Consider the following 16,464-nt stretch of genomic DNA (forward strand, 5'->3'; position numbering starts at 1 on the left):
GTCAAAGGAGGGAAAATTGATGCATCGCATTGACCCAAGTAAATTAGAACTTGAAGAACGTGTAGTTACGATAAATCGTGTCGCGAAAGTTGTTAAGGGTGGTCGTCGTTTCCGCTTTGCTGCACTAGTTGTAGTTGGCGATAAAAACGGTCATGTTGGATTCGGTACTGGTAAAGCACAAGAGGTACCAGACGCAATCCGCAAAGCTATCGAAGACGCTAAGAAAAACTTAATCGCTGTACCATTAGTTGGTACAACAATTCCACACACAATCAACGGTCACTTTGGAGCTGGTGAAGTATTCTTAAAACCTGCTGCTGAAGGTACTGGTGTTATTGCTGGTGGACCTGTTCGTGCGGTCCTTGAATTAGCTGGTGTACAAGATATTCTTTCGAAATCTCTTGGTTCTAACACACCAATCAACATGATTCGCGCTACTGTGAACGGATTAAGCGAACTTAAGCGCGCTGAAGATGTTGCAAAATTACGCGGTAAATCTGTAGAAGAGCTACTAGGTTAAGGAGGGAAAACAAATGGCGAAAAAGTTAGAAATTACCCTCACTCGTAGTGTAATTGGTCGTCCACAAGATCAACGTGCGACGGTAGAAGCTTTAGGTCTTAAAAAGTTGAATTCAACTGTAGTTAAGGAAGAAACTCCTGCTATTCTTGGTATGATCAACAAAGTTTCTCACCTTATAACTGTAAAAGAAGCTTAAGGATAACTCATTAATATAAGGAGGTGCCTGGGAATGAAACTTCATGAATTAAAACCTGCAGAAGGTTCTCGTAAAGTACGTAACCGTGTCGGTCGTGGTATCGGTTCTGGTAACGGTAAAACTGCTGGTAAAGGTCATAAAGGACAAAACGCACGTTCTGGTGGCGGTGTTCGTCTTGGCTTCGAAGGTGGTCAAACTCCATTATTCCGTCGTTTACCAAAACGCGGCTTCACAAACATTAACCGTAAAGAGTTTGCTATTGTAAACTTATCAACGTTAAATCGTTTTGAAGATGGTACAGAAGTAACACCTGAATTATTGCTGGAAACTGGCGTTATCAGCAAGTTAAACGACGGTGTTAAAATTCTTGCAAGCGGCGCAGTAGAGAAAAAACTAACTGTTAAAGCGCACAAGTTCTCTTCAAGTGCTAAAGAAGCAATTGAAGCAGCTGGCGGATCAGTTGAGGTGATCTAATGTTTCGTACAATCTCCAACTTTATGCGCGTTGCTGAGATAAGACGTAAAATATTATTCACTTTAGCGATGTTAATCGTATTCAGGATTGGCACGTTTATCCCTGTGCCATTTACAAATGGAGACGTACTGAAAGCACAAGATCAATTAAATGCCTTAGGTATCCTAAATACATTTGGCGGTGGCGCCTTGAAAAACTTCTCCATCTTTGCGATGGGAATCATGCCGTATATTACAGCATCCATCATCGTGCAATTATTGCAGATGGATGTTGTTCCTAAATTTTCGGAATGGTCGAAGCAAGGTGAAATGGGCCGTCGTAAACTAACGCAATTCACGCGTTACTTTACAATTGTTCTTGCGTTTATTCAGGGGTTTGGTATGTCAATCGGTTTTAACGGTATGGTAGGTGGGCAATTAATTTTGAATCCAGGTTGGAGCACTTATTTATACATTGCTACGGTACTGACTGCTGGTACTGCATTTTTAATGTGGTTAGGTGAACAGATTACAGCTAAAGGTGTAGGTAATGGTATTTCCATCCTTATCTTTGGTGGTATTGCCGCAGCGATCCCAAGTGTTATATCTCAAGTGTATCAGCAACAGTTTCAAAATATCGGAGATCAATTGTTCATGAGTATCGTTAAAGTTGCATTGATCTTACTAGCTGTGCTAGCAGTTATTGTGGGTGTTATTTTCATTCAACAGGCTGTTAGAAAGATCCCAATTCAATATGCGAAGCGTGTAACAGGAGGAAATGGTGGTTATGCTGGAGCACAAAACACGCATTTACCCCTTAAGGTAAATAGTGCTGGTGTTATTCCAGTAATTTTTGCTGTTTCATTCTTAATTACGCCTCCGACTATTGCACAGTTCTTCCCGAAACATGATGTATCGCAGTGGATTATTGCAAACTTTAACTATTCCCACCCAGTGGGAATGATCATATATGTTGCGCTCATTGTAGCCTTCACATATTTCTATGCGTTTGTTCAGGTTAATCCAGAGCAAATGTCAGAGAATCTAAACAAACAAGGTGGATATGTTCCAGGTATTCGTCCGGGTAAGAATACGGAACAATATCTAACAAAAATCTTGTATCGTTTGACCTTTGTAGGATCAATTTTCCTAGCAGCGATTGCAATCTTACCAGTTATCTTTACGAAGCTGGGAAATCTTCCTCCATCTGCACAGATTGGTGGAACGAGTATGTTAATCGTTGTCGGCGTTGCTTTAGAAACAATGAAGCAGCTAGAAAGCCAACTGGTAAAACGCCATTACAAAGGGTTTATCAAGCAGTGAGTAAGTGGGAAGTATTATCTTCCCTACATGCTCATGTACTCTGAGGGGGAACAAGGATGAACTTAATTTTAATGGGGCTTCCTGGTGCTGGTAAAGGTACACAAGCCGAACAGATTGTTGCCAAGTATAACATCCCTCACATCTCAACAGGAGATATGTTCCGTGCAGCTATGAAGGCTGAAACTGAAATGGGTTTACAAGCAAAATCTTTTATTGATAAAGGTGCACTTGTTCCAGATGAAGTTACAATCGGAATCGTTCGTGAACGTTTAAGTCAAGAAGACTGCGCAAAAGGCTTCTTACTAGACGGTTTCCCACGAACTGTTGCACAAGCATCAGCTCTTGAAGAGATTATGAAAGATCTTGGCAAAAAAATCGACTATGTTTTAAACATTAATGTGGATTCAGGGTTGTTATTAAAACGCCTTACAGGCCGTCGTATTTGTAAAGAGTGCGGTGCGACTTACCACTTAGAATTCAATGCGCCAGCAAAAGCTGACGTGTGCGATAAATGTGGTGGCGAATTATATCAACGCTCTGATGACAATGAAGAAACTGTAGCAAATCGTTTAGATGTAAATATTAAGCAAACAAAACCTTTGCTTGATTTCTACGAGGAGCTTGGTTACCTACAAAGCATTAATGGTGAGCAAGATATCAATAAAGTATTTGCTGATATCGATGTTCTCATCGGAGGCTTAGCGTAATGATAATCTGCAAAACTCCTCGCGAGATAGAAATCATGCGAGAAGCTGGCAGGATCGTTGCTTTAACTCATCAAGAGTTGAAACAGCACATTACTCCAGGAATTACAACGAAAGAGCTCGATCAAATAGCGGAAAAGACGATTCAAAAATATGGTGCTACGCCATCTTTTAAAGGATACAACGGATTTCCGGGGAGCATATGTGCTTCTGTAAATGAAGAGCTTGTACACGGAATTCCAGGGAAGCGCAAGCTCAAAGAGGGCGATATCATCAGTATCGATATTGGTGCGAAATACAATGGGTACCATGGCGATTCTGCATGGACGTATCCAGTTGGAAACATTTCTGAATCTGTTCAAAAGCTACTTGATGTCACAGAAAAATCGTTGTATCTTGGTCTAGAACAAGTAAAACCAGGCGAAAGATTATCAAATATCTCACATGCGGTTCAAACCCATGCTGAAGAGAATGGATTCTCGATCGTTAGGGAGTATGTTGGTCACGGAATCGGGCAAGACTTACATGAGGACCCTCAAATCCCGCACTATGGTCCACCAAATAGAGGCCCTAGATTAAAGCCGGGAATGGTCATCTGTGTTGAGCCGATGGTGAATCAAGGAAGACGATATGTAAAAACACTATCTGATGACTGGACAGTGGTAACGGTAGATGGTAAATGGTGTGCCCATTTTGAGCACACGATTGCTCTTACAGAAGCAGGATACGAAATCCTTACCACTTTATAAGTAGCTGGCTCTCCGGGATTTCAGAGCAGTGTAAAATGTTACTGATTTGAAGAAGGGAGAACTATTGAATGGCTAAAGATGATGTAATTGAAGTCGAAGGTACCGTTCTTGAAACGTTGCCAAATGCTATGTTCAAAGTAGAATTAGAGAATGGGCATGTCGTATTGGCTCACGTTTCTGGTAAAATCCGTATGAACTTCATTCGTATTTTACCAGGAGACAAAGTTACGGTAGAATTATCTCCGTACGATTTAAATCGTGGTCGTATTACGTACCGTTTTAAATAATATAGCACTCCGTAATCTTTAAGGAGGTTCGAGACATGAAAGTAAGACCGTCAGTTAAACCAATCTGCGAAAAATGTAAAGTTATTCGTAGACGTGGAAAAGTAATGGTTATTTGTGAAAACCCTAAACATAAACAAAAACAAGGTTAATCAGAAGGAGGTGCATTCGTAATGGCACGTATCGCAGGTGTAGATATTCCTCGAGACAAACGCGTTGTTATTTCTTTAACTTACGTATTCGGCATTGGTCGCACAACTGCTGAAAAAATTCTTGCTGAAGCAGGTATTTCTGAAGAAACACGAGTTCGTGATTTAACGGAAGACGAATTAGGACGTATCCGTGATATCATCGATCGTATTAAAGTTGAGGGAGACCTTCGTCGTGAAGTATCTCTTAACATTAAACGTCTAATGGAGATCGGTTCTTACCGTGGTCTTCGTCACCGTCGTGGCTTACCAGTTCGTGGTCAAAATTCTAAAAACAATGCTCGTACACGTAAAGGTCCACGTCGTACAGTAGCAAATAAAAAGAAATAATAAGTAAAGGAGGTTGAACTAACAATGGCACGTAAAACAAACACTCGTAAAAAACGTGTGAAAAAGAATATTGAAGCTGGTATAGCTCATATTCGTTCTACTTTCAACAACACAATCGTAACTCTTACAGATACTCACGGTAACGCACTTTCTTGGTCTAGTGCTGGTGCACTTGGTTTCCGTGGATCTCGTAAATCTACTCCATTCGCTGCGCAAATGGCTGCTGAAACTGCTGCTAAAGCTGCAATGGAACACGGTTTAAAAACTTTAGAGGTTACTGTTAAAGGTCCTGGTGCTGGTCGTGAAGCTGCAATTCGTGCTCTTCAAGCTGCAGGTCTAGAAGTAACAGCAATTAGAGATGTTACTCCAGTTCCTCATAATGGATGTCGTCCACCAAAACGTCGTCGTGTGTAATTTTTCTGTATAGAATTTTCCCTTTTGTCTATAATGGATATGATGCATTATCGAGAAATTTCGTACAGAAACATCGCTTGTTGTGCACAATCGGGAACTGCCTAAGGGGGACTTTCGGTTAGACAGGGGTTGTACCTTTGTTTAACCGGGGTTTCGACGTTTTGAAGGAGGGTTTAGTTAATGATTGAAATCGAAAAGCCGAAAATCGAAACGGTTGAACTTAACGAAGATGCTAAATATGGTAAATTCGTAATTGAACCGCTTGAGCGTGGATATGGTACTACGTTGGGTAACTCCTTACGTCGTATTCTTTTATCTTCACTCCCTGGTGCCGCTGTTACTGCTATCCAAATCGATGGCGTATTACATGAATTTTCAACAGTTGAGGGCGTAGTAGAAGACGTTACAACGATCATCTTAAACTTGAAAAAGTTAGCTCTTAAAATCTACTCTGAAGAAGAGAAGACGTTGGAAATTGATGTGCAGGGCGAAGGTATTGTCACAGCTGCTGATATTACTCACGATAGTGATGTAGAAATCTTAAATCCAGATTTACACATTGCAACGTTAGCAAAAGATGCGCATTTCCGCGTGCGTTTAACTGCAAAGCGTGGCCGTGGGTATACGCCAGCTGATGCAAATAAAAGCGAAGATCAACCAATAGGAGTAATTCCTATTGATTCTATTTATACTCCAGTATCACGTGTGACTTACCAAGTGGAAAAGACACGTGTCGGACAAGTGGCTAATTATGATAAGCTTACGCTTGATGTATGGACGGATGGAAGCATCGGGCCAAAAGAAGCTATCTCTTTAGGTGCCAAAATCTTAACTGAGCATTTAAATATCTTTGTTGGTTTAACTGATGAAGCACAAAATGCTGAGATTATGGTTGAGAAGGAAGAAGATCAAAAAGAGAAAGTTCTTGAGATGACTATCGAGGAACTAGATCTTTCTGTTCGTTCTTATAATTGCCTTAAACGTGCAGGAATTAATACTGTACAAGAGCTTGCGAACAAAACAGAAGAAGATATGATGAAAGTTCGTAACTTAGGACGTAAATCCTTAGAAGAAGTTAAACATAAACTTGAGGAATTAGGTTTAGGTTTACGTAAAGACGACTGAGGATTTAAACCCATCAACAAAGGAGGGAACTACGAATGGCATACAGAAAATTAGGCCGTACAAGTGCGCAACGTAAAGCTATGTTACGTGACTTAGCTACTGATTTAATTATCAACGAGCGCATCCAAACGACAGAAACTCGTGCAAAAGAACTTCGTTCTGTAGTGGAAAAAATGATCACTTTAGGTAAACGCGGAGATCTTCATGCTCGTCGTCAAGCAGCAGCTTTCATTCGCAATGAAGTAGCTAACGCTGAGACTGGTCAAGATGCACTTCAAAAATTATTCGCTGATGTAGCTCCACGCTATGCTGAGCGCCAAGGCGGATACACTCGTATTGCAAAAATTGGTCCACGTCGCGGAGACGCAGCACCAATGGTAATTATCGAGTTAGTATAATGATAATTAAAAGGGCAGGACAGTTCTTTTCAAGAAACTGGTCATGGCCCTTTTTTTTAAATATAAAAATAGGCTAACTTGGCGAAGGAAAGGGTGCCTTGTATTGAAAAAAGAGAAACTTCGGACAGAAAATATATCCTTTCAATATCCTGGGGCAGCCACTTATGCATTAAAAGATGTTTCATTTTCCTTATATGAGGGAGAATGGGTATCTGTTATTGGACAAAACGGTTCAGGGAAGTCTACACTTGCAAAATTATTGAATGGTTTGTTTTTGCCAGAAGCAGGAACTATTACAGTAAATGATACAATGGTTTTATCAGAGGAAACGGTATGGGATGTTCGAAAACAAATTGGGATGGTATTTCAAAACCCAGATAATCAATTTGTTGGAACGACAGTGCAAGACGACGTTGTTTTTGGCTTAGAGAATATCGGAATGCCAAGAGAACAGATGGTAGAAAGATTAGATCAGGCTCTCAAACTTGTCCGTATGGAAGATTTTCTTAATGATGAGCCTCATTCGTTATCTGGTGGGCAAAAGCAGCGAGTGGCAATAGCAGGCGTTTTAGCACTTCAGCCATCTATTTTAATATTAGATGAAGCAACGTCAATGCTAGACCCCCAAGGGAGACGTGAAGTAGTAGAAACGGTTAGACAACTTGTTAATCAAAAAGGTATTACCGTGTTATCAATTACGCACGATTTAGAAGAAGCGGCACAATCAGACCGTGTCATTATTTTAAATAAGGGAGAGATATTAGAGGAAGGGACTCCAGAACAAATTTTCAAATCCTCTCATATGCTCCAAGAAATTGGATTAGATGTACCATTTTCAGTGAAAATAGCAGAATTATTAAAAAGAAATGAAATTCTCTTGCAAAATACGCATCTTACAATGGAAAGCTTGGTGAACGAACTTTGGAGATTACATTCCAAAAAGTAGAACATCGTTATCAATATAAAACTCCATTTGAAAGACGCGCACTTTATGATGTAGACGTGTCGTTTCCAAGTGGGGGCTATTATGCCATTATCGGTCATACTGGTTCAGGTAAGTCGACGATGATTCAACATTTAAATGGTTTATTGCAGCCGACAAATGGCACAGTTCAAATTGGTGAACATTTCATTTCGGCAGGAAAGAAAGAAAAAAAGCTAAAGCCACTACGTAAAAAGGTAGGGGTTGTCTTTCAATTCCCAGAACATCAGTTGTTTGAAGAGACTGTGGAGAAAGATATTTGTTTCGGCCCTACTAATTTTGGGGTATCTGTAGAAGAAGCGAAGCAAAAGGCAAGAGAGGCAATTGAACTTGTAGGGTTAGAACCAGAACTGTTAACACGTTCACCGTTTGAGTTAAGTGGTGGGCAAATGAGGCGTGTTGCGATAGCGGGCGTATTGGCGATGGAACCCGAAGTGCTTGTATTAGATGAACCTACAGCAGGACTAGATCCAAAAGGGCAGAATGAACTTATGGAGATGTTTTATAAGCTTCATAAGGAGAAAGGTCTTACGGTTATCCTTGTAACGCATAATATGGAGGATGCTGCTAAGTATGCGGAGCAGATTGTGGTCATGCATAAAGGAACGGTCTTTTTGCAAGGAAGTGCAGAGGAAGTATTTTCACATGCTGATGAATTAGAGAAAATCGGCGTGGATCTTCCTATGTCTTTAAAGTATAAACGTGCAATTGAAGAGAAGTTTGGCATTTCAATCCCAAAGGCTACCTTATCTTTAGAGGATCTTACTCATGAAGTTGTGCAGGTGTTACGAAAAGGTGGTCATGAATCATGCAGCAGTTGATTATTGGAAGGTATATTCCAGGGAATTCTCTTATTCATCAACTTGATCCACGTACGAAGCTGCTGATTGTCTTTTTATATGTATTTGTTGTTTTCTTAGCAAATAATGCGATTTCATATGGATTTTTATTTTTATATGCACTCATTGCTTTATTTTTTGCAAAAGTGCCGATTCGTTATGTACTTTCGGGCTTAAAACCAATTCTATGGATTTTTCTTTTTACATTTTTCCTGCATATTTTTACAAATAAAGAAGGGGAAGTACTATTCCAGCTTGGTTGGTTTTCGATACATGAAAAAGGATTAGAGCAAGGGATATACATTTCTATACGATTCTTCGTTATTATTTTAATGACGACATTATTAACGTTAACGACGACACCTATTGAGATTACAGATGGTTTGGAGACGTTATTAAAGCCGTTGAAGCGTATAAAAGTTCCTGTTCATGAAATCGCATTAATGATGTCAATTTCTCTTCGTTTTATTCCAACATTAATGGATGAAACGAGTAAAATAATGAAGGCACAATCGTCACGTGGTATTGATTTCGCAGGAGGACCGATAAAAGATAGGATGAAAGCCATTATCTCCCTACTCGTTCCTCTATTTATCAGTGCTTTTAAGCGTGCTGAGGACTTAGCAATTGCTATGGAAGCTCGTGGGTATCAAAGTGGCGAAGGACGTACTAAATTTAGGCAACTACGCTGGAAAACAAGTGATACAGTAACGATTATAAGCTTACTTTGTTTAGCTTGTATTTTGGCATGGGTGCGATCGTAATGGAGAATAGAGAAATGGATAGAATAAAATGTACGGTTGCATATGATGGCATGCATTTTTGTGGTTATCAAATTCAGCCGCAGCATCGTACTGTTCAACAAGAAATAGAGAAAGCTTTACAGAAATTGCATAAAGGAGAGCTTGTTCGTGTTCAAGCATCGGGCAGAACGGATTCTACTGTTCATGCTAAAGGACAAGTGATACACTTTGATACACCGTTGTCTCTTGAAGAGTGGCAATGGAGTAATGCATTGAACACAATGTTGCCAGATGATATTGTTATCAGGCAGGTAGAGAAAAAAACAGAAGAATTTCATGCGCGTTACGGTGTTGAGAGAAAAGAATATCGTTATCGTGTATTATTATCAAAGACTGCGGATGTATTCCGTAGAAATTACGTATATCAATATCCATATCCACTCGAAATAAACTCTATAAGAAAAGCAATCCCTTATTTTATTGGAACGCATGATTTCACTTCTTTTTGTTCGGCAAAAACTGACAAAAAAGATAAAGTGAGAACAATTTATGAAATTGAGCTAATTGAGCAAGACGATGAATTGATTTTTCGTTTTGTAGGTAATGGATTTTTATATAATATGGTCAGAATTATTGTTGGTACGTTACTGAGCGTAGGGCAAGGAAAGCTTGATCCGGATAGCATTCCAGAGATTCTAGCGAAACAAAATCGTCAGTTTGCTGGAAAGATGGCTCCTGGTCATGGGCTTTACTTATGGCACGTAAACTATAACAACTAATCCTGGTGTAACATTTGCTTGACATTAGAAACTCAAAAGTATATCATAACATATGGTATTGTTTCTAAAACCACGATTAGCCCCGGAAGGAAATCGTGTTTAAGATAAACAATAGATTTTTTCTATGGAAAAGATAACGAGGAGGGAAACACATGCGTACGACTTTTATGGCAAAAGCTAACGAAGTTGAGCGTAAATGGTATGTGGTTGATGCTGAAGGTCAAACTTTAGGTCGCCTTGCTAGTGAAGTAGCATCCATTTTACGCGGTAAAAACAAACCTACATTTACACCACACGTTGACACGGGTGATCATGTAATTATTATTAACGCTGAAAAAATTCATTTAACAGGTAATAAATTAAACGATAAAATTTACTACCGTCACACTAACCACCCAGGTGGACTTAAACAAAGAACAGCTCTAGAAATGCGTACAAACTACCCTGTACAAATGTTAGAGCTTGCAATTAAAGGCATGCTTCCAAAAGGACGCTTAGGCCGTCAAGTTTCTAAGAAACTAAACGTGTATGCTGGAGCAGAGCATCCACACCAAGCACAAAAACCAGAAGTTTACGAACTTCGCGGATAATTAATTAAAGGAGGGCTTACTTTGGCACAGGTTCAATACTATGGCACTGGACGTCGTAAGAGTTCAGTAGCGCGCGTACGCCTAGTTCCAGGCGAAGGACGCGTTATCATTAACGGTCGTGATTTTGAAAACTATATCCCATTTGCTGCATTACGTGAAGTAGTGAAACAACCTCTAGTTGCAACAGAAACTTTAGGTAACTACGATGTACTTGTAAACGTAAATGGTGGTGGATACACTGGTCAAGCTGGTGCTATTCGTCACGGTATTTCTCGCGCTTTATTAAAAGCTGATCCAGAATACCGTCTAACACTAAAACGTGCAGGTCTATTAACTCGTGATGCACGTATGAAAGAGCGTAAAAAATACGGTCTTAAAGGCGCACGTCGTGCACCTCAGTTCTCAAAACGTTAATTTTTGCGAACTACAAACCCCAACCATTTTGGTTGGGGTTTTTTTATGTTTCATTCCTCATTTGGAATTTTTGTAGTTTGGAATATTTTAGTGCTGCCCTCTCGCGTATGCTTCTTCTTTAGAAGTTTAGACTAATACGTATTAGGGAGGTTTATAAGTACTATGAATGTCATTGTCAGCTTACAAGAAAAACAAAAAGAAAAGCAGTTGAAATATGAACGGAAGATGCTGCGGGAATTATCATTAAAAACATTACGTTCAAATATTAGAGATGCCTTTCAGATGCAGGAACTTCATCGGCAGTATGAAGATTACTGTATTGAATTAGGGATAGAATCGTATTTATTAGGAGCGAGATACAGTAAGTTTGGTTATTATGGTGAATCATTCTTTGATGTGAAATATAGAGCTTTAGAAGAAGAGCAACAATTAACGGAAACACTATTTCAATTTTTAGCGAGCATGACTATGCGTGAAATTAAGTTACAAGATGAGGAATTGCTTTTTGAATCTTGCCAGCAGTTTATCGGCTTATGGTGGCAGGAAGGATATGAAAAAGGTGAAAGAAGATATCGATTAAAGCTTCATTAAGACAAGCATAAACTTTCCTCTTGTCCCATATAAGTAATTAGAGGGACTAGCTGGAGGAGGAAAGGTATGAAGAGAATTCGAATTATCTCTTTTGCACTCGCTGCGGTTGTTTTGTTTTTTTTAGTCAAACAAGAGTTTCAAATTACAAAATCGTGGCGAGCTTGGAATTTACCCTTATCAGGGAAAGTAATTGTATTAGATGCTGGGCATGGTGGACCTGACGGAGGGGCAGTTGGTGGAAAGGATATTGTAGAAAAGGATATTACGCTTGAGATTACAAAGAAGGTGCAAGATTATTTACAAGAGCAAGGTGCGCTAGTTATTTTAACGAGAGATGGAGATTATGATTTAGCTCAGAAAGATACAAAATCATATAGTAGACGTAAAGCAGAGGATTTAAAAAAGCGTGTAGAGATTATTAATAAACCTGATGTAGACTTTTTTGCGAGTATTCATTTAAACGCTTTAACTAGTAGTGGATCGAAAGGCGCACAAACGTTCTATTACCGTTCTTCAATTGAAAATGAACGTGCTGCAAAATTTATACAAGCTGAATTGAGAACGAGTTTAGAGAATACGAATCGTTCTGCTAAAACAATTTCTCATGTGTATTTATTAAAGTATGCGAAAACACCAGGCGCTTTAATTGAAGCTGGCTTTTTATCGAATGTAAATGAAAGGTATATGTTAAATTCGGAGAAATATCAGCAAAAGGTAGCGGCTGCAGTATATCGTGGTATATTACGTTATTTCACCGAAAAAGGAAATCCTCCAGAATAAGGAGGATTTTTTGCGTTTCTCTCGTTAACGAAGTTTTCCGAAAATATGTTATACTGGAAATGTAAACGCATTTATTTTGAGAATAAAGAGAGACATTAAATTAACATTACGTTATTTTTCATACAGGGGGCTGGGCTAATTATGGTAACGAAAGAGCAAGTAGTGGAAGCGTTAGAAGGGATTGTAGATCCGTTTTTACATAAAACGTTAAAAGAAACAGGGGCAATTAAAGAGGTAACAGTTAAGCCTGAGAAGGAACATGTAAGTGTTAAAATTGCAATCGTAAAAACCGGTACAGCGGAACAAATGCAATTGCAATCTGGAATTGTAAAGTTAGTAAAAGAACTAGGAGCAGCAACAGTAGGGCTTCGCTTTGCAGAATTTACAGAAGAGGAATTATCTCAGTTTGCACCAGAACAGGAAGAAGAGCAAACAGAATCTTTATTGTCACCAAATTCAAAAACGACATTTTTAGCAGTGGCGAGTGGAAAAGGTGGAGTCGGAAAATCAACAGTTTCTGTTAACCTTGCTATTGCTTTAGCTCGTCTAGGGAAAAAGGTTGGTATCATTGATGCCGATATTTATGGGTTTAGTGTACCGGATATGATGGGGATAGAAAAACGTCCTGTTGTAAGAGGAGATAGAATCATCCCAGTGGAACGTCTAGGTGTAAAGGTAATCTCAATGGGGTTCTTTGTAGAGGATAATGCACCGGTTATTTGGAGAGGACCTATGCTTGGGAAAATGTTAAATCATTTCTTTACAGAAGTAGAGTGGGGCGATTTAGACTATTTAGTTTTAGATTTACCACCGGGTACAGGTGATGTTGCGCTAGACTTACATTCAATGTTGCCGGCTTGTAAAGAGATTATTGTAACAACACCACATCCAACAGCGGCATTTGTAGCAGCGCGTGCTGGAGCTATGGCTTTACGTACAGAACATAGTATTCTTGGGGTTGTTGAAAATATGGCGTATTTTGAAAGCAAAACAACTGGTGAAAAAGAATATGTGTTTGGAAGAGGTGGAGGAGATAAATTAGCTACAGAACTTCAAACGGAAGTAATTGGCCGAATCCCGCTTCAACAACCTGATTGGAATAAAGAAGACTTTGCGCCGTCAGTATACGAGGATACACATACGACAGGTCTTATTTATCGCACGATAGCTGAGACAGTAATTGATAAAACAGCTGTTGCGCAAAAATAAAATAATAATGAGTGGACGATACATATATTGTCCACTCATTACTATAACTATAATTACTGCTGTTCCTTTTTACCGTCTTGAGAACCACCTTCACCGCCTGCTTCTTTTTTATCAGAACCACTTTTTTCAGCCTTTTGTACACCTTTACTAATAATATCTATCATCTTAGCTTGGAAGAGTGGGCTTTCGGCAGTTTCTGTTAGTACTTGTTGTAAATATTGGCGGTATTCTTTGCTCTTCATCGTTTGTAGCATCATTTTTTCTACTTCAGGGTTTTTCATAATTTCTATAACGCCTGCTTGGTATTCGGGGTCTTTTAGTAATGTTTTCATTAAGGTTGTTTGTTCTTTTCCCATACTTTTAGCGAATTTCGATGAGAATTCAGGGTCTTTAAAGAGCTTTTCCCAGAATTGTTGCCCTTTGTCGGATACCATTGCATCTTCAATTGTTTTCTTTACTACTGTTTCATCTAGTATGAGTGCTTGTTTCATTTTTTCATCAGTTAACACATCTTGAATGGCTTTCTTACCTTGATCAGTTTTTAAAATATCAACAATCATTTTCTTCGTTTGATCATAATCAAGTTCGGACTTTGCTTCTTTTTCTTGTGCACATGCTACAAGTACAAAAAATAGAAAAGAAGAAGTCAAAACGAGCAGCATCCGTTTCATAAGTTGGAACTCCTTTCAGCACAGTTCTCTCTTTTTAATATAAATATCTTTAAGGAATTTATACATGAACATGGCTAGCTTTTTGAAATTGTCATTGATACAATTTAATTAGAAATATAAGGATAATGGGGGATGTGTTGTGAATAGCCGCAAGTGGGTACGACTATTTTTTACGACGTTGTTTCTTGGTGGGATTAGTACGGTCATTATTGGGTTTGTTTTAGAGTGGGACAAGTACGTTAAATTTTTTCAAAATTTCGACGGAAAGGAGATTTTAGCAGTTTCCTTCTGGTTGATGGGCGTAGGATTCATTTTTAGTGTTATTAGTCAAATGGGGTTCTTTGCCTATTTAACAATCCATCGTTTTGGGTTAGGGATGTTCAGGTCACCTTCTTTATGGAATACAGTGCAGCTCTTCTTTATTGCATTCGTTTTATTTGATTTCGTGTATTTAAGATCTGTATTGATTGCAAATGGGGAAGTTTCATTAGGAAATAACATACTTGTTGCAGGTGTATTATTTGTGTTTGGGGCCATTGTTGCTTATATAAAAAGTAAAGAAACGAACAAAAAGGCATTCGTGCCCGCTTTGTTCTTTATGGTTGTTGTAACAATTCTTGAGTGGGTACCAGCTCTTCGGATTAATGATACAGATTGGTTATATTTAATGGTGATACCACTCTTATTATGTAATGCATATCAGTTACTTATATTACATCGTTTAATTGGAAAGACGAGTAAGTCGGTCTAATAAAGAGAGTTTTTACGCAGGGGAGTTGTATGAAGGGAAAAAGCTCTACTACCTAAATGAAAGGTAGTAGAGCTTTTTGTGTGTAAAAATTATTGTACATCTTCACTTTTCGTACTTGTGTTGGAAATAAGTTGTGATACGGATATTTGTTCATAGCCGTCACTCTTTAATTTTTGCAAAAGCAGTGGTAAAGCTTTATTTGTTTGAAGGGCAGAATCGGATGCATGTAATAAGACGATATCTCCACCTTTTAAATTATTAGAGACGGTGGAAACGATATTGTTTACGCCAGGGTTTTTCCAGTCGTTTGAGTTATTACTCCAATGAACGACAGTGTATCCGAGTGATTCTGCTATTTTAAGTGTTGCTTTGTTAAAGTCTCCACTAGGTGGACGTAATAGTTTGATTTGTTTCACACCGAGTTTTGTAAACACGTCTTGTGCTCGCAAAAGATCTCTTCGTATTTCATTTGTCTCTAGAGAAGTGTAGGACGTGTAATTGTACCCCATACTACCGATTTCATGTCCATCTTTTATGATGCGCTCAACAACATCAGGGTGTCTTTCTGCCCATGCAGCAGAAAGGAAGAAAGTTGCATTCTTAATATCTCTTTCTTTAAGTGTATCAAGGATTGGAATTGCTTTTTTGTCTCCCCAACTAATATCAAACGTAAATGCAACTTGTTTTTTTGAGGTATCGCCTTTGTAAATGACTTTAGGTCCTGTAGCAGTTGAAAAAGCGGATTCGTGTGAATATGTTTTCAAAAAGAGTAGCCATGCTGTAAATAAGGAAAGTATCACTATTAAGCTAATGTGTTTAAAGTTTCTTTTACTCGTAATAAAAAAGAAAAACATAATATTACGCCCCTTTGTCCAATCCTTTTCAGTTACATATATGCTGTAAATATAAAAAAGAGAACAAGGGATTAATATCGTAAGTAGTGGATATAATGGATGATAGGATTTTGTTAAATAAAAATGAGCAGAACGTTTATTGCTCTGTAAGAAATGACTGAGGTGATGAGTTGCTTGGATTTATGTTGACGAAAGAAGAGAAAAAAGAAATGGAATACATATTGAAGAGAGAGTTAGAAGAACTTTTATTTGATTTTGAAGATGAACGTATTCATGACGTTGTAAAAAAAGCGATGGAAGAGAGATATAAAATCATTTTTTGTTTGTTTCGAAGAGTTGCTAATGCAGAGGAATGTATTCGTTATGTAAGAAAAAGAACTTTTTATTAAAAAGTGTTGACGTTAATAGTTATTATATGATAAATTAATAACCGTCGCTGATGCGGAAACGTAGAAAACGACAAAAAAGAAATTGAAAAACTTAGTTGACATCGAAAAACGAAGATGTTAACATAAGGAAGTCGCAAATGAGCGACTAAGTAGTTCTTTGAAAACTGA

At 38.5% G+C, this 16,464-nt stretch carries 25 protein-coding genes; 23 read left to right on the plus strand and 2 right to left on the minus strand.

Annotated elements, in window-relative coordinates:
- Positions 1–19: 19 nt before the first annotated feature.
- The 21 genes from rpsE (at position 20) to ACUXEY_RS24765 (ending at position 13,631) form a co-directional block, all read left to right on the plus strand.
- The gene (rpsE, locus tag ACUXEY_RS24665; protein WP_000554646.1) at positions 20–520 is read left to right on the plus strand and encodes a 30S ribosomal protein S5; all 501 of its coding nucleotides are present in this window, start codon (positions 20–22) and stop codon (positions 518–520) included.
- A 13-nt stretch (positions 521–533) separates the two neighbouring features.
- Positions 534–716, plus strand: a complete 183-nt coding sequence (gene rpmD / locus ACUXEY_RS24670) for a 50S ribosomal protein L30 (RefSeq protein WP_001085231.1) — start codon at positions 534–536, stop codon at positions 714–716.
- A gap of 33 nt (positions 717–749) precedes the next feature.
- Complete coding sequence (rplO, locus tag ACUXEY_RS24675) at positions 750–1,190, plus strand: 50S ribosomal protein L15 (protein ID WP_000766080.1); 441 nt, start codon at positions 750–752, stop codon at positions 1,188–1,190.
- Positions 1,190–2,491 carry a preprotein translocase subunit SecY gene (secY, locus tag ACUXEY_RS24680; protein WP_000490117.1) on the plus strand — a complete coding sequence of 434 codons (1,302 nt, stop codon included), beginning with the start codon at positions 1,190–1,192 and terminating at the stop codon, positions 2,489–2,491. Before rplO ends, secY begins: the two co-directional genes overlap by 1 nt.
- A 56-nt stretch (positions 2,492–2,547) precedes the next feature.
- Entirely contained in the window at positions 2,548–3,198 is a 651-nt protein-coding gene (locus ACUXEY_RS24685) for an adenylate kinase (RefSeq protein ID WP_048526368.1), read from the plus strand.
- Positions 3,198–3,944, plus strand: a complete 747-nt coding sequence (gene map / locus ACUXEY_RS24690; protein ID WP_000582539.1) for a type I methionyl aminopeptidase — start codon at positions 3,198–3,200, stop codon at positions 3,942–3,944. Before ACUXEY_RS24685 ends, map begins: the two co-directional genes overlap by 1 nt.
- 68 nt (positions 3,945–4,012) lie before the next feature.
- Positions 4,013–4,231, plus strand: coding sequence for a translation initiation factor IF-1 (gene infA / locus ACUXEY_RS24695; protein ID WP_001029884.1), 219 nt, complete (start codon positions 4,013–4,015; stop codon positions 4,229–4,231).
- Between the two features lie 35 nt (positions 4,232–4,266).
- Positions 4,267–4,380, plus strand: a complete 114-nt coding sequence (rpmJ, locus tag ACUXEY_RS24700) for a 50S ribosomal protein L36 (protein ID WP_000868344.1) — start codon at positions 4,267–4,269, stop codon at positions 4,378–4,380.
- A gap of 21 nt (positions 4,381–4,401) precedes the next feature.
- A complete protein-coding gene (rpsM, locus tag ACUXEY_RS24705) occupies positions 4,402–4,767 on the plus strand; it encodes a 30S ribosomal protein S13 (RefSeq protein ID WP_000090788.1) in 366 nt (121 codons plus the stop codon).
- A gap of 24 nt (positions 4,768–4,791) precedes the next feature.
- Complete coding sequence (rpsK, locus tag ACUXEY_RS24710) at positions 4,792–5,181, plus strand: 30S ribosomal protein S11 (RefSeq protein ID WP_000101798.1); 390 nt, start codon at positions 4,792–4,794, stop codon at positions 5,179–5,181.
- A gap of 180 nt (positions 5,182–5,361) precedes the next feature.
- Positions 5,362–6,306, plus strand: coding sequence for a DNA-directed RNA polymerase subunit alpha (locus tag ACUXEY_RS24715; RefSeq protein ID WP_000569643.1), 945 nt, complete (start codon positions 5,362–5,364; stop codon positions 6,304–6,306).
- 35 nt (positions 6,307–6,341) lie between these two features.
- Positions 6,342–6,704 (plus strand): 50S ribosomal protein L17, encoded by a 363-nt coding sequence (gene rplQ / locus ACUXEY_RS24720; protein WP_000331490.1) that lies wholly within the window; start codon positions 6,342–6,344, stop codon positions 6,702–6,704.
- A gap of 103 nt (positions 6,705–6,807) precedes the next feature.
- Positions 6,808–7,650 carry an energy-coupling factor ABC transporter ATP-binding protein gene (locus ACUXEY_RS24725; RefSeq protein WP_000711782.1) on the plus strand — a complete coding sequence of 281 codons (843 nt, stop codon included), beginning with the start codon at positions 6,808–6,810 and terminating at the stop codon, positions 7,648–7,650.
- The gene (locus ACUXEY_RS24730; RefSeq protein WP_000406519.1) at positions 7,626–8,507 is read left to right on the plus strand and encodes an energy-coupling factor ABC transporter ATP-binding protein; all 882 of its coding nucleotides are present in this window, start codon (positions 7,626–7,628) and stop codon (positions 8,505–8,507) included. The genes ACUXEY_RS24725 and ACUXEY_RS24730 overlap by 25 nt, the downstream gene beginning before the upstream one ends.
- Positions 8,495–9,289, plus strand: coding sequence for an energy-coupling factor transporter transmembrane component T family protein (locus ACUXEY_RS24735; RefSeq protein WP_001186532.1), 795 nt, complete (start codon positions 8,495–8,497; stop codon positions 9,287–9,289). The genes ACUXEY_RS24730 and ACUXEY_RS24735 overlap by 13 nt, the downstream gene beginning before the upstream one ends.
- A gap of 14 nt (positions 9,290–9,303) precedes the next feature.
- Positions 9,304–10,047, plus strand: a complete 744-nt coding sequence (gene truA, locus ACUXEY_RS24740; protein WP_461301811.1) for a tRNA pseudouridine(38-40) synthase TruA — start codon at positions 9,304–9,306, stop codon at positions 10,045–10,047.
- A gap of 152 nt (positions 10,048–10,199) precedes the next feature.
- Complete coding sequence (gene rplM, locus ACUXEY_RS24745; RefSeq protein ID WP_001260793.1) at positions 10,200–10,637, plus strand: 50S ribosomal protein L13; 438 nt, start codon at positions 10,200–10,202, stop codon at positions 10,635–10,637.
- A gap of 21 nt (positions 10,638–10,658) precedes the next feature.
- On the plus strand, positions 10,659–11,051 hold the full coding sequence (rpsI, locus tag ACUXEY_RS24750; RefSeq protein ID WP_000079986.1) for a 30S ribosomal protein S9: 393 nt from the start codon (positions 10,659–10,661) through the stop codon (positions 11,049–11,051).
- A gap of 162 nt (positions 11,052–11,213) precedes the next feature.
- Positions 11,214–11,642 carry a DUF2521 family protein gene (locus ACUXEY_RS24755; RefSeq protein WP_048526371.1) on the plus strand — a complete coding sequence of 143 codons (429 nt, stop codon included), beginning with the start codon at positions 11,214–11,216 and terminating at the stop codon, positions 11,640–11,642.
- Between the two features lie 66 nt (positions 11,643–11,708).
- Positions 11,709–12,422, plus strand: coding sequence for an N-acetylmuramoyl-L-alanine amidase CwlD (gene cwlD / locus ACUXEY_RS24760; RefSeq protein WP_060629217.1), 714 nt, complete (start codon positions 11,709–11,711; stop codon positions 12,420–12,422).
- Positions 12,423–12,563: 141 nt separating this feature from the next.
- The gene (locus ACUXEY_RS24765) at positions 12,564–13,631 is read left to right on the plus strand and encodes an Mrp/NBP35 family ATP-binding protein (protein WP_166705277.1); all 1,068 of its coding nucleotides are present in this window, start codon (positions 12,564–12,566) and stop codon (positions 13,629–13,631) included.
- Between the two features lie 53 nt (positions 13,632–13,684).
- Here the strand turns inward: ACUXEY_RS24765 and gerD are convergent, their stop codons facing one another.
- Positions 13,685–14,302: a spore germination protein GerD gene (gerD, locus tag ACUXEY_RS24770; protein ID WP_166705278.1), complete on the minus strand. Its 618-nt coding sequence runs from the start codon at positions 14,300–14,302 to the stop codon at positions 13,685–13,687.
- A gap of 139 nt (positions 14,303–14,441) precedes the next feature.
- On the opposite strand from gerD, the gene kbaA reads away from it, so the two are divergent.
- The gene (kbaA, locus tag ACUXEY_RS24775) at positions 14,442–15,053 is read left to right on the plus strand and encodes a KinB signaling pathway activation protein KbaA (RefSeq protein WP_461301812.1); all 612 of its coding nucleotides are present in this window, start codon (positions 14,442–14,444) and stop codon (positions 15,051–15,053) included.
- 89 nt (positions 15,054–15,142) lie between these two features.
- Here kbaA and pdaB read toward each other — a convergent pair whose 3' ends face one another.
- Positions 15,143–15,907: a polysaccharide deacetylase family sporulation protein PdaB gene (pdaB, locus tag ACUXEY_RS24780; protein ID WP_098346203.1), complete on the minus strand. Its 765-nt coding sequence runs from the start codon at positions 15,905–15,907 to the stop codon at positions 15,143–15,145.
- 170 nt (positions 15,908–16,077) lie between these two features.
- Here pdaB and ACUXEY_RS24785 point away from each other — a divergent pair, with 170 nt between their 5' ends.
- Positions 16,078–16,296 (plus strand): hypothetical protein, encoded by a 219-nt coding sequence (locus tag ACUXEY_RS24785; protein ID WP_000900296.1) that lies wholly within the window; start codon positions 16,078–16,080, stop codon positions 16,294–16,296.
- The last annotated feature ends 168 nt before the right edge of the window (positions 16,297–16,464 follow it).

It is taken from the genome of Bacillus sp. F9_6S_D1_P_5 (assembly GCF_054823925.1).